The sequence below is a fragment of the Chitinophaga oryzae genome (assembly GCF_012516375.2).
GTDB classification, from domain to species: Bacteria; Bacteroidota; Bacteroidia; order Chitinophagales; family Chitinophagaceae; genus Chitinophaga; species Chitinophaga oryzae.
On sequence record NZ_CP051204.2, the window covers coordinates 6,953,370 to 6,966,135 of the forward strand.

The following is a 12,766-nucleotide window of genomic DNA, read 5'->3' on the forward strand; positions in this document are numbered from 1 at the left end:
CATTACTAATAATAATTTCTTACAATATATTTTTATTCGTTCCGTCAGTGTGGTATTTGACCTGTCTGTCACCGGCAAAATAAAGTGTAACATTTTATCCGGTCAATGGGGGAAAACTTTACTTTTTTCCTCAGGGTTTACCCTGATACCAGGTAGCCAATGTTCACCGGGCGCTGATGCACGTTATTCGCATATAAATAATAAATAATATAAAAATATTACCTCCGGTTTCTTAACAATTCCTTCATCCTTCCTTAACGCTCAGCTAATAATAAAAGAAGAATTTAGCAATAACCCCCAGACAGGAAATTGCACTATCTTATTGTTAAACCTATTTACTATTGTTTGTGCCGTTTATGTTGAGCGGAAGGAAGTCATGTTCCTTCCTTTTTTTATTCGTTTCCGGCGAACTTGCTTAAACCCTATCTTTACGTAATTTTTGTACTGAAATTATGGGAACATCTATTACCTGTCCCAATTGCAGACACCAATTTGTCATGGAGGATGCATTTGCCGCAGACATTGAAAAGGAAATGAGGGGGAAAATGGAATCTGAATGGCGTAAACGCCTCGATTCCCTGCAGGCCGAAAAAAACAGCCTGCAGACGGAGAAAAACCGCATGGCGCAGGAACGCCAGCAGATAGAAACACTCCGTCAGCAGCAGGAACAGGAAGTGGCCCAACGGCTGCAGGCAGAAAAAAAGCGGTTACAGGAAAGCCTGGCGGAAGAGCTGCGCAAGTCCATCACAGCCGATTATGACAACCAGCTGTCCACCCTCCGGGAAGCCAACCAGGAGCAGGAAGCCCGTCTCCGGGAAGCCCGCAAACAGGAACTGGAATTCCTCCGGAAAGAGCAGGAACTGAAAAATAAAGAGCAGGAGCTGGAACTGGACCTGCAGAAGAAGCTGATGGAAGCCCGCGGCGAGCTGGCAGAAAAAATCCGCAAGGAAGAAGCAGAACGCAATACACTGAAAGATACCGAATACCAGCTGCGCATGCGCGAACTGGAAAAACAACTGGAAGACCAGCGTAAACTGGCGGAAGAGATGAAACGCCGCGCCGAGCAGGGTTCTACCCAGTTACAGGGCGAAATACAGGAAATTGTTCTGGAGGAAATGCTCCGCAGCACGTTCCCGTTTGACGAGGTAACGCCTGTGGGCAAAGGTGTGCGCGGGGCCGACTGCATACAGCTGATCCGTAACTCCTTTGGCCAGGAGTGCGGCCGTATTATCTACGAAAGCAAAAGGACCAAAGAATTTACGCGCGACTGGATAGAAAAGCTGAAAGCCGACATGCGCAGCCAGGGCATCGACGTGGCCATCCTCGTGACCCAGGCCATGCCCCGTGATATGGAACGCTTCGGTGAAAAAGAAGGCGTCTGGATCTGCACCTTCGCAGAAGTTAAATCGCTCGCCTATGTACTGCGCGACGGCATCATCAAAATCGCCGGCAGTATCCGCACCCAGGAAAATAAAGGGGATAAAATGCATATGCTCTACGGATACCTCACCAGCACCGAATTCGCAGAGCAATGGAAGGCTATCCGCGAAGGCTTTATGTCCATGAAGCTCTCCATACAACGCGAACGCGACGCCATGGAAAAACTGTGGAAAGCCCGCGAAAAACAACTGGAAAAAGTATTACTCAACGCTGCACATATCAAAGGCTCTATCGAAGGTATTGCCGGTAGCGACTCCGTAGATCTCAAACTACTGGAAGACGCCGCCGACGAAATACCGGACAGCCTTTAAACTCAATCGCTTTCTAATTGTCTCATTAACCTATGAAAAGCCAAACGAATAACGTGTACGACACTATTATTTTTGACCTGGGATCGGTACTGATCGACTGGAATCCCCGTTACCTGTACCGCAAAATATTTGCGACGGAAGCAGAAATCGACAACTTTCTGCAGAACATCTGCACGTCTGACTGGAACGAAGAACAGGACGCCGGCAGAAGCCTGCAGGAGGCTACCGAAATGCTGGTCAGCAGCTATCCCGCACACGAAGCGCAGATCCGCGCTTACTACGGCCGCTGGAAAGAAATGCTGGGAGGCGAAATCCCCGGATCAGTACAATTGCTCCGCCAGCTGAAAGACAGTGGTAAATACAGATTATACGCACTCACCAACTGGTCTAACGAAACATTTCCGCTCGCCCTGGTGGAATTCCCCTTCCTGCAATGGTTTGACGGCATCGTGGTGTCTGGCCGGGAAAGACAACGCAAACCCTTCCCCTCTTTCTATCAGCTCCTCCTCAACCGTTACCAGGTAGATGCTGAACACGCCCTGTTCATCGATGACAATCTCCGCAATGTAAAAGCCGCGGAAGAGCAGGGTATCGACAGCGTCCATTTCGTTCATCCGGAACAGTTAAAAGATGTATTAGTTTCCAAAAACATATTAAACTAATCATCTTTGTTAAAAGCTCATTTTGTTAACCCAATTTTCATTTTAGGATTACCTTAACAATTATCCGATAAACCTCCTGTAACTTCTTTCTATCCAAAGCGTTGAATAACTGGATAACGGAAACTTCCCTACAGCCGCGTGCCAGCCGGCGTTATATGTTAACATTTGACACGCGCTCTGCTGTTAACCTTTACGGAAGAGACCAATCATGAAAAATAAATACGCGAGGATATGAAAAGAACAATGTATTTACTCAGTGCTGTTGCCGCTCTCGTGGCAATGATTTCCATCAGCAGCTGCCGTAAAGACCCCTTGAAGGATATGACAGACGAGGAGTCCCGGATTTATATCACCAACCACGACAATACGGCTGATTTTAAGTCCTATACTACCTTCAGTATCGTTGACTCCGTGGTCGTACTCAGCAGGAACAGCGATTCCGCTAAAAAAGCCCTGACGGCCTACGACAAACAACTCATTGCGTCTGTGGCGGCTGCCATGAAACAGAGAGGGTATACCCAGGTGGACAAATCCGCCAAACCCGATCTGGGCATCAACCTTACCCGCATCGACAATTCCTATACCAGCATCAACTGGAACCCAGGCTGGTGGGGTGGTCCTGGCTACTGGGACCCGGGATGGTGGGGTTATCCCGGCGGTGGCTGGTACTGGCCTTCTTACTACACGGTATACCAGGTCAACGAAAGACAGACCGCTATCGACCTCTTCGATCTGAAAAACGCGAAGAACGACAAATTCAACGTTGTATGGAATGCGCTGTGGCGCGGCTCCGGCGTATGGACCACCAGCAACGTGGACCCAATGGTACAGGCTTCCTTTGCACAATCAGCCTATCTGAGCAAAAGCAAATAACGCCCATTCCGAAAATTTTAAATTGATAGAGAGATGAAAAAGATAAAAAACTGGCTGTTGATTTTCGCGGGATGTATCGCTGCACAGGCCGTGTCTGCGCAAAGCCGTCCGCCTTTGTCTATAGACATCAATTATTCCATTGCCCAACCCCTCGGCTCCCTGAAAGATTACGCCGACAAAACCAGCTTCCGTGGCTGGAGCGCCGGTCTGTCCTATATGTTGAACGACCGCCTCTCTGTAGGCGTTCGCAGTGGCTACCAGGATTTTTACGAGAGAATACCGCGTGCGGTATACCCCGATAAACAGGGAGACGTATCTGCCGTACAGTCCCGCACCCTGCAGGTAATACCCCTCCAGGCCACTGTGGGTTACGCTTTCACGCCGGCTACCAGCCCCGTGATTCCTTACGGTGTGCTGGGTGTAGGCGCCGCCAATATGAACTACGAAAAATACTGGGGCGAGTTTGTGGAAAAGAAAAACAGCTGGCAGTTTATGGTCAGCCCCGAAGTGGGTATCAACGTGCCCTTCGGCCGCTACTCCCCGGTGATGTTCAACGCTAACGTGCGGTACAACTATTCACCGTACAAGTACAACGACATTACCAACTACAACACCGTCCAGGCCAACGTTGGTATTAAAGTACACATACACTAAAACATTTTTTATCCATATTCATGAAAGAGGAATAGTGAGGATGCGCCCCGCTCGTTTATGCGAAGCGGGGCTTTTTTATTGAGGGATTTTTGAGTTACGATTTTTTGATTTTGCGAATTATTACGCGAAGACATTAGCCAACTTGTTTTCGGTGATCCTGAAATCAAAAAATCGTAAATCAAAAAATCTCTAAATACCGAAAGCCCGGGCTGCGCGCCTCCTTAATGCTGCCATCCGCCGCTTTGTAGATGTACAGCGCTTCCAGTCCGTATGCAGGATGCTGCGCTATAAACTTCAATCCCTTCTCCACCCCCATCAATATCAGCGGATTATCAAAGGCATCAGCCGTAAAACAATCCTTCGCCGTCACCGTCACACTGATGATCTGGTTATGCAACGCCACGCCTGTCACCGGGTCGATGGTATGAGCAAAACGGGTGCGTCCCTGGTCAAAGAAACGGCGGTAGTTGCCACTGGTGGCAATGCCTTTATTTTGCAGCTCCACCATGGCCTGTATCGGTTCATACGCTGTATCGCCGGGCGCCGGCCGCTCAATGCCGACACGCCAGCTTTTACCCTGCTGGTTCACACCTTTGGCGCACAGCTCCCCTCCCACGTCCACGAGATAGTGCTGAATACCCTGCTGCTCCAGGAATTTCCCCAGCACATCTACCGTATAGCCCTGCGCTATACCATTACAATCTATTTGTACGCCTCTTTTAGCAGTAGTAAGATGATCCCCTTTTATGGACAGATAACGGTAACCCACATACGATAAAGCCTTTTTAATGCTATCTGCCGGCGGCACGCCCCGGAAGGAAGGTTTGGTAACACCAAAGCCCCAGAGATAAACCAGCGGCTTCACGGTAATATCAAAAATACCACGCGTGGCCTTGCTGGTGTAGATCGCCTTTTCCACCACTGTCCGCATATGTTCGTCCATCTTCACATCACCGGTGGCATTGAACTGATTGATCAGGGAGCCGGGCTTATATAATGACAACGAATGGTCGATCACCGCAAACACGGAGTCTATACGGTCCCGCATCGACGCAGTATCTGCAGCGAGATATTTTACAATGTAATAAGTACCCTGCGCCTTTCCTTCACAGGTCACGAGCTTCAGCGGCTGTTCCTGCGCCGTTGCCGCAGTCAGGGTACACGCGCTCATCAATAGCAATAAAAACGTCTTCATAAAAAAAGATAACAAGAGTGACGGGCAGGTAAGATAATATTTTGTGCCGGGGTTTTCTGTAAAAACAGTCAGGCATGGGTATCAGGCGCCGGCACCCTGACCAGCAAATAAACCACTACCATAAAAGCGATACAGGCGGTCAGGAGAAAAGCTGTCGCCGCCCCGAAATGGTACCATATCCAGCCGGTGAGCATGCTGGCCATCATGGTGCAGATACTCTGCAAACCGGTGAAAGTGCCAATTGCTGTGGCCGTATCCGCTTTATCTGTGATGGTGCTGATCCATGCTTTGGAAATGCCCTCGGTAGCGGCAGCATATAATCCATATAACAACAACAGGCTGGCATACCAAAGCCAGCTTCCCGTTACACTCATGCCTGTATACACCATCACAAACAACACCAGTCCTGCAAGGAATATTTTTTTCAGGCCGATGCGGTCTGCCAGTATTCCCAACGGGAAAGCCGCCAGCGCATATATGAGATTATAAAAAATATAGATGCCGATCGTAGCGGTATCGCTCAACCCTGCCTGCTTAATCCGAAGCAGTAGAAAAACATCTGAACTGTTACACAGGGTAAATACCAGTAATCCCGTCACCAGCCTGCGGTATGCGGGGGGACTATCTTTCCAGTAATTTAAAAAAGCAAAAAAACGGACAGGCGGCGCCTTATCTTTTGCGGGGGAGATTGTGTGTTCCTTCAGGTATAACGATAATAGGATAGCCAGCAAACCGGGAACGAAGGCAATCAGGAACATATTGCGGTAACTGCCCGGAAAATAATAAAGGAACAGCAGCGCCAGGGAAGGTCCCACCACAGCGCCCAATGTATCCATGGACCGATGGAAACCAAACACACGGCCTTTGGTTTCTGTGGTAGCTTCATCAGACAACAGGGCATCCCTCGCCCCTGTCCGGATGCCTTTTCCGAGCCTGTCGACCGTGCGGGCAAAAAATATCCAGAGCGGGTAAACAAATACTGCTATCATTGGCTTGGATACTGCGCTCAACCCGTATCCCAGCCGTATAAAGGGAGTACGTCTGCCGGTCTGGTCCGACAGTTTTCCGAAATATCCCTTGCTTAAACCGGCGATAGCTTCCGCAAAACCTTCCAGCACACCAATTATCCATACCGAAAACCCGATACTTTGCAGGTATATCGGCATCACGGGATAAAGCATCTCACTGGCGATGTCAGTCACCAGGCTAATCCAGGAAAGCAGCCAGATGGTACGCGTCAGGTAGGTCATAGCACTTGGTTTACCCGCCCGCAAAAAACGTTATTTGAAAGCGTCGAAGCCGGTAACGTCCATGCCGGTGATCAGCAGATGGATCTCGTGCGTGCCCTCATAGGTGAGCACACTTTCGAGGTTCATCATATGCCGCATGACAGGGAATTCGCCGGTGATGCCCATACCACCCAGGATGGAGCGGGCGTCGCGGGCAATTTTGGTAGCCACTTCGCAGGAATTGCGTTTAGCCATGGAAATCTGTGCCGGCGTAGCTTTGCCTTCATTTTTCAGGACACCCAGGCGCCAGTTGAGCAGTTGCGCTTTAGTGATCTCCGTTACCATTTCCGCCAGTTTCTTCTGGGTAAGCTGAAAACCACCGATAGGACGGCCGAACTGGCTGCGTTCTTTTGAATAACGCAGTGCGGTATCGTAACAGTCCATCGCTGCGCCGATAACGCCCCAGGCGATACCATAGCGGGCGGAAGAAAGGCAGCTGAGCGGTCCTTTAAGTCCTTTGGCCAGCGGCAGTATATTTTCTTTGGGAACTCTTACATTATCGAATACCAGCTCTCCGGTAGCGCTGGCACGGAGGCTCCATTTGCCTTTCGTTTCCGGCGTGGTAAAACCTTCCATGCCCCGTTCCACAATGATGCCACGGATAACGCCTTCAGGATCTTTGGCCCATACCACGGCGATCTGCGCGAAAGGTGCATTGGATATCCACATTTTAGCGCCGTTGAGAATTACATGGTCGCCGTCTTCGCGGAAGTTGGTGATCATGCCGGCCGGGTTGGAACCGTGGTCCGGTTCTGTAAGGCCGAAGCAGCCCATCCATTCACCGGTAGCCAGTTTAGGCAGATATTTCTTTTTCTGCGCTTCGCTGCCGAAAGTAAAAATAGGATACATCACCAGGGAGCCCTGCACCGAAGCGGTGGAGCGGATGCCGCTGTCGCCGCGTTCCAGCTCCTGCATCATCAGCCCGTAGGCAATATGGTCCATGCCGCCACCGCCATATTCCTGCGGTACAGTGGGACCAAAACAACCCAGTTCGCCGAGCCCTTTCAGAATGTGCGAAGGGAAAGCAGCGCGCTGGCAATAATCTTCAATGATGGGCGAAATTTCTTTCTTTACCCACTGCCTTACTGTATCGCGGATCAACAGGTGTTCTTCTGTCAACAAACCATCTACAGCATAATAATCCGGTGACTGGAATAAATCTTTAGACATCTGTTCGGGTTTAATACCCCAATATAACCAATTACGAATTACGAATGACGAATTACGAATGACAGATTCCCCCATGGTGCCGTTATTCAGTAGCTGCAACAAACGGATGGCCTTGTTAAGTCATTCATAGTCAATCCGTCGCTCTTATCATGTGATGGGTAATGCGTAAATTGTGATTGGTAATTGGAAAACGTAATTCGTAATTCGTAATTCGTAATTCGTAATTGAAACGTTATGGCAAGCAAAGTTATTCCTGCGCTTTTTCTGCTCGCATTTCTGGTTATCGTGACAGTATCTTTTCATCCTGCTGCGCTGCAATCAATTTCTTCCGCTGTCCTTAGCGGTCATCGGCCGCCTGTTGCCGACGGGGGCATGAAATGTTACTGGATGGTGTTTCTCAAAGGAGGTCCTCACCGCGATCAGACCGCGGCTGCGGCAGCCAATATTCAGACAGCGCATATGCAGCATATACGGCAGCTGGCGCAAAGCGGCAAACTGCTGGTAGCGGGTCCTTTTGGTAATGACGGTGACCTGAAAGGGATATTTATCCTGGATTGCCGCGATAGCCTGGAAGCGGTACAACTGGTAAAGGAAGATCCGGCGGTGCGTGCGGGGCGGTTACGTTTTGAGGTGCTGCCGTGGTGGACGGAAAAAAACTGCGTGTTTAAGTAGCTGCCGGGGCGGCGGTTAACTTTCAACCTTCCGGAAGTTCTTCAGGGCCGGCTGAAAGCTAACGCCAACGGCAATTGTCATTATCAGAGGCTGACAGTGGTCTGGTTCAGGTAAGTGGCCATCTCCTGCTGGTATTGCAGGGCGGCGTTACGGGCATCAGTGGCAAAGTCTTCACCGTTGCCGGCGTAGATGATACCACGGCTGACATTTACCAGCAGGCCGCAGTCTTTGTTCATGGCCTGTGTGGAGATGTCCTGCAGGCTGCCTCCCTGGGCGCCGACGCCCGGTACCAGGAAAAAGTGGTCCGGCACCATTTTACGGATATATCCCAGTTGAGCGGACTGTGTAGCGCCCACTACAAACATCAGGTTGTCCGGCGTACCCCATTCCATGGCTGTTTTCATCACTCTTTCAAACAGCAGTTCATCACCTGCCTGTTGCAGCTGGAAGTCCTGGCTGCCTTCATTGGACGTCAGTCCCAGCAGGATGGTCCATTTTTCAGGGAACTGGAGGAAGGGCAATACGCTGTCTTTTCCCATATAAGGAGCTACCGTAACGGAATCAAACTTATACGTATCAAAAAAAGTTTTAGCGTATTGGGTGGAAGTATTGCCGATATCGCCACGTTTTGCATCGGCGATGGTAAAGATACCGGAAGGGATGTATTCTACGGTACGCTGCAGACTTTCCCATCCGCGGATGCCCATACATTCGTAAAAGGCAGTATTGATTTTATACGCCACGCAAAGGTCTTTGGTAGCGTCTATTATTGCCTTGTTAAAGGCAAACACCGGATCTGCGTGAGACAGCAGGTGTTTCGGAATCTTTTGCATGTCTGTATCCAATCCTACGCACAGATAAGATTGTTTTTCCTTAATAAGATTCACCAATTCCTGTCGATTCATAGTCGGTTTTATTTGGGGCGCAAAGTTAAGTAAAACTTAAGCATTGCGGCAGTTTAAACATATTACGATTACCTCTAAAATATTTTACTGTGGTGTATTTGTTGTGGCCGTTATGGTTTACCGACAATCATTTTGGAGGAAGATTCAATTAAAGATAAGGAAAAAAAGAATGAAGATTTTTTAAAAAAACAGCGAAGATGCTGCGGATTTTACCGCCTCATCTTCGCTGTAATATTTTGCTATTTGGTTATTTTAAAATTTAATCATTAAATATGTAAATAACCAAATATCTAAATAACCCAATAATTATACGATCACATCCACAATTTTAGTGGGGGCGATGTTGGCATTCCGCATCGCGATGCTTCTGGCAGCGGCGCCGGCCACGTCCAGGAAGGCTTTGCGGGTAATTTTGTCATCGCCGGTCATGGCAGGCTCGCCGCTGTCGCCACCTTCGCGGATGCTCTGGACCAGCGGAATTTCGCCGAGGAATGGTATTTCGAGGTCTTCCGCCAGTTTACGGCCGCCCTCTTTCCCGAAGATGTAGTATTTATTTTCAGGCAGTTCTGCCGGTGTGAAATAAGCCATATTTTCTACCAGTCCGAGGATAGGCACATTGATCTGCTGCCCGTTGAACATAGCGATACCTTTCTGTACGTCTGCCAGGGCCACGTCCTGCGGGGTAGTCACCATAACGGCGCCGGTTACCGGCACGGTCTGTACCAGCGTCAGGTGAATATCGCCGGTGCCGGGAGGCATATCAATCACCAGGTAGTCCAGTTCGCCCCAGTACACATCTGTCAGGAACTGCCGGAGGGCGCTGCTGGCCATGGGGCCTCGCCAGACCACCGCCTGTCTTTCATCGATCAGCAGGCCGATGGACATCACTTTAATGCCATATTTTTCGATGGGCTGGATCATGCCTTTGCCTTCCACGTTCACCATCATTGGTCTTTCGCCACGGAGGCCAAACATAATAGGAACGGACGGTCCGTAGATATCGGCGTCCATCAGGCCCACACGGGCGCCATCACGGCCCAGCGCCAGCGCCAGGTTGGCCGCTACGGTGGATTTGCCCACGCCGCCTTTACCGGAGGCCACGACAATAATATTTTTTACGCCAGCCAGTACACCTTTCCCTTCCGTACGACGCGAGCTCACATTGGCTGTCATTACCACTTCCACTTCCGCGTCTTTGCTCACCATCATATGAATAGCATTGACACATGCGTTCCTGATAAGATCTTTCAGCGGGCAGGCCGGTGTTGTCAGCACTACCGTAAACTTCACCTTGTTGCCGTTTATCTCTATATCTTTGACCATGTTCAGCGTCACCAGATCCTTACCCAGATCGGGCTCTTCGACGTTGCTCAGGGCCTGTAAAATCTGCTCTTTCGTCATCATAAATTGTTGTTAAAATTCGATTCCTGACTGCAAAGTTAACCCAATTGGAAGTTAATTTACAACTTCTTCTTCGCGTTCATCCATCGCTGGGAGACAAGTAATTAAATTTCTATATCTTAGGGCCGGCATGCATCACAAAAGATCCTACATACTGTCACTCATCCTGGTGTTCCTTTTATCTCCTTTCCTGTTGAAGGCCCAAATCGCGGATTTCAGGGACAGTGTCATACAGATTTCAGGTATTACCATGACAGCGGACAGCCTCCGGGCAGTTCCGGCAGTCAGTGTCATTGTCAGAGGCCAGGGCCGCGGTACTATCTCCAATGCCGCGGGTGTATTTTCCATCGTGGTGTTTAAAGGTGACACCCTCACCTTCAGCGCCGTAGGCTTTAAAAAGAAGGACTACAAAATCCCGACTACCCTCAAAGGCAATAACTTCTCCCTGATACAGCTCATGGTCGAGGATACCACCTATCTTCCGGTAACCATCATCAAACCCTACCTCAGCCGGCAGGAGTTTGAAAGAGCTTTCGCTACCATGGACATCCCCGACGATGCCTATGAGATAGCCCGCAAAAATACAGAAAACGCAAGGCTGAGAGCCATGACCCGCTATACGCCCATCGACGGCGCGGAAGGCACCAGCATGTACCTCAATAAACAGGCACAGTCCCTGTACTACGCCGGACAACCGCCACCGCAGAATATCTTCAACCCGCTCGCCTGGGCACAGTTCATCCAGGCCTGGAAACGGGGCGACTACAAACGAAAAGACGATTATTAATTACGAATTACGGATTACGAATTACGAATTGAGGGCTCTTTTATAGGAAGGTTACTTAATAACCTCTCTGCAAGGGAGCCCTCAATTCGTAATTCGTAATCCGTAATTCGTAATTGATTATCTTGCCTAATTATCAGAACCAAAATAATCTCCATGCAAAAAGTAGCGGTTATAGGCGCAGGCACCATGGGCAACGGTATCGCGCACGTATTTGCCCAGAACGGCTATACGGTGAACCTCATAGACGTATCAGCGGCAGCCCTCGAAAAGGCTATACAGACCATCGGCAAAAATCTCGACAGACAGGTGGCTAAAGGCACTGTCACCGAAGAACAAAAAGCACAGACGCTCGCTAATATCACGACGGTGACCACTATTCCCGATGGGGTAAAAGAAGCGGCACTGGTGGTGGAAGCTGCTACCGAAAATGTAGCGCTGAAGCTCAAAATATTCCAGGACCTCGATCAACACGCCCATCCGGACGCCATCCTGGCTACCAACACCTCCTCTATCTCCATTACCAAAATTGCCGCAGCCACCAAACGGCCGGCAAAAGTCATCGGCATGCACTTCATGAACCCCGTGCCGGTGATGAAACTGGTGGAGATCATCAACGGTTACGCCACCGATAAAAGCGTCACCCGGGAAATCACAGCACTCTCTGAGAAACTGGGCAAAGTCCCCTGTGTAGTCAACGACTATCCCGGATTCATTGCCAACCGCATCCTGATGCCCATGATCAACGAAGCGATCTACTCCCTCTTCGAAGGCGTAGCCGGCGTAGCGGAAATAGATACTGTCATGAAACTCGGGATGGCCCATCCCATGGGGCCCTTACAGTTGGCCGATTTCATCGGGCTGGATGTATGCCTCTCCATCCTCAACGTACTACATGATGGGTTCGGCAATCCCAAATATGCCCCCTGCCCCCTGCTGGTAAACATGGTCACCGCAGGTTACCTCGGTGTAAAAAGCGGGGAAGGCTTCTACAAATACACCCCTGGCAGCAAAGACCTCGTGGTAAGCCCCCGGTTTTAATTACGAATTACGAATGGAGGACTTTCTTATAGAAATGTTAATAAATAACCGTTTTATAAGAAAGTCCTCCATTCGTAATTCGTAATTCGTAATTTGTAATTGATTGTCCGGTTTTGGACGTTCGGCTTTCGTGTTCGGACAATCTCATCCACCTATTTACTGTATAACTTATTCATTTTCAACAAATATTTTTCTGGCATATTTCTTTATCGTCCTCGTTATCACCCTGAAATATTACCACTATGTTGAAACGTTATCGATTCTTTTTAATTGCAGCAGCCGCGGTGGCTATGGTGCTGTTATTAAAAAGAGCATGCGTTAGAATGGACATACCGGAAGCTTCCCGGTCACCTTACCTTTGTTTGGAAC

Annotated in this window: 12 protein-coding genes; 7 read left to right on the plus strand and 5 right to left on the minus strand. The window is 49.4% G+C overall.

The features are described 5' to 3' along the window. The first annotated feature begins 497 nt into the window (after window positions 1-497). The 4 genes from HF324_RS27385 to HF324_RS27400 all read left to right on the plus strand — a co-directional run bounded on the left by HF324_RS27385 (window position 498) and on the right by HF324_RS27400 (window position 3,940). Window positions 498-1,751 (plus strand): DUF2130 domain-containing protein, encoded by a 1,254-nt coding sequence (locus HF324_RS27385; protein WP_246269303.1) that lies wholly within the window; start codon window positions 498-500, stop codon window positions 1,749-1,751. 32 nt (window positions 1,752-1,783) lie between these two features. Further along, window positions 1,784-2,413, plus strand: coding sequence for an HAD family hydrolase (locus HF324_RS27390; protein ID WP_168861355.1), 630 nt, complete (start codon window positions 1,784-1,786; stop codon window positions 2,411-2,413). Window positions 2,414-2,644: 231 nt separating this feature from the next. Continuing rightward, on the plus strand, window positions 2,645-3,286 hold the full coding sequence (locus HF324_RS27395; RefSeq protein WP_168806233.1) for a DUF4136 domain-containing protein: 642 nt from the start codon (window positions 2,645-2,647) through the stop codon (window positions 3,284-3,286). A gap of 33 nt (window positions 3,287-3,319) precedes the next feature. Then, the gene (locus HF324_RS27400) at window positions 3,320-3,940 is read left to right on the plus strand and encodes an outer membrane beta-barrel protein (RefSeq protein ID WP_168806235.1); all 621 of its coding nucleotides are present in this window, start codon (window positions 3,320-3,322) and stop codon (window positions 3,938-3,940) included. A 178-nt stretch (window positions 3,941-4,118) separates the two neighbouring features. Here HF324_RS27400 and HF324_RS27405 read toward each other — a convergent pair whose 3' ends face one another. From HF324_RS27405 to HF324_RS27415, 3 genes are all read right to left on the minus strand, one after another. Then, window positions 4,119-5,135, minus strand: a complete 1,017-nt coding sequence (locus HF324_RS27405) for an FAD:protein FMN transferase (RefSeq protein ID WP_168861356.1) — start codon at window positions 5,133-5,135, stop codon at window positions 4,119-4,121. 68 nt (window positions 5,136-5,203) lie between these two features. After that, entirely contained in the window at window positions 5,204-6,385 is a 1,182-nt protein-coding gene (locus HF324_RS27410) for an MFS transporter (RefSeq protein WP_168861357.1), read from the minus strand. 30 nt (window positions 6,386-6,415) lie between these two features. After that, window positions 6,416-7,594 carry an acyl-CoA dehydrogenase family protein gene (locus HF324_RS27415; protein WP_168861358.1) on the minus strand — a complete coding sequence of 393 codons (1,179 nt, stop codon included), beginning with the start codon at window positions 7,592-7,594 and terminating at the stop codon, window positions 6,416-6,418. Between the two features lie 234 nt (window positions 7,595-7,828). Between HF324_RS27415 and HF324_RS27420 the strand changes: the two genes are divergently transcribed. After that, entirely contained in the window at window positions 7,829-8,266 is a 438-nt protein-coding gene (locus HF324_RS27420) for a YciI family protein (protein ID WP_168861359.1), read from the plus strand. A gap of 83 nt (window positions 8,267-8,349) precedes the next feature. Here the strand turns inward: HF324_RS27420 and pyrF are convergent, their stop codons facing one another. Further along, a complete protein-coding gene (gene pyrF, locus HF324_RS27425; RefSeq protein WP_078667360.1) occupies window positions 8,350-9,171 on the minus strand; it encodes an orotidine-5'-phosphate decarboxylase in 822 nt (273 codons plus the stop codon). Window positions 9,172-9,477: 306 nt separating this feature from the next. Then, window positions 9,478-10,575, minus strand: coding sequence for an Mrp/NBP35 family ATP-binding protein (locus tag HF324_RS27430; RefSeq protein WP_168806246.1), 1,098 nt, complete (start codon window positions 10,573-10,575; stop codon window positions 9,478-9,480). A 127-nt stretch (window positions 10,576-10,702) separates the two neighbouring features. On the opposite strand from HF324_RS27430, the gene HF324_RS27435 reads away from it, so the two are divergent. Further along, entirely contained in the window at window positions 10,703-11,359 is a 657-nt protein-coding gene (locus HF324_RS27435) for a carboxypeptidase-like regulatory domain-containing protein (RefSeq protein WP_168806247.1), read from the plus strand. 153 nt (window positions 11,360-11,512) lie between these two features. Beyond that, window positions 11,513-12,397, plus strand: coding sequence for a 3-hydroxyacyl-CoA dehydrogenase family protein (locus tag HF324_RS27440; protein WP_168806249.1), 885 nt, complete (start codon window positions 11,513-11,515; stop codon window positions 12,395-12,397). The last annotated feature ends 369 nt before the right edge of the window (window positions 12,398-12,766 follow it).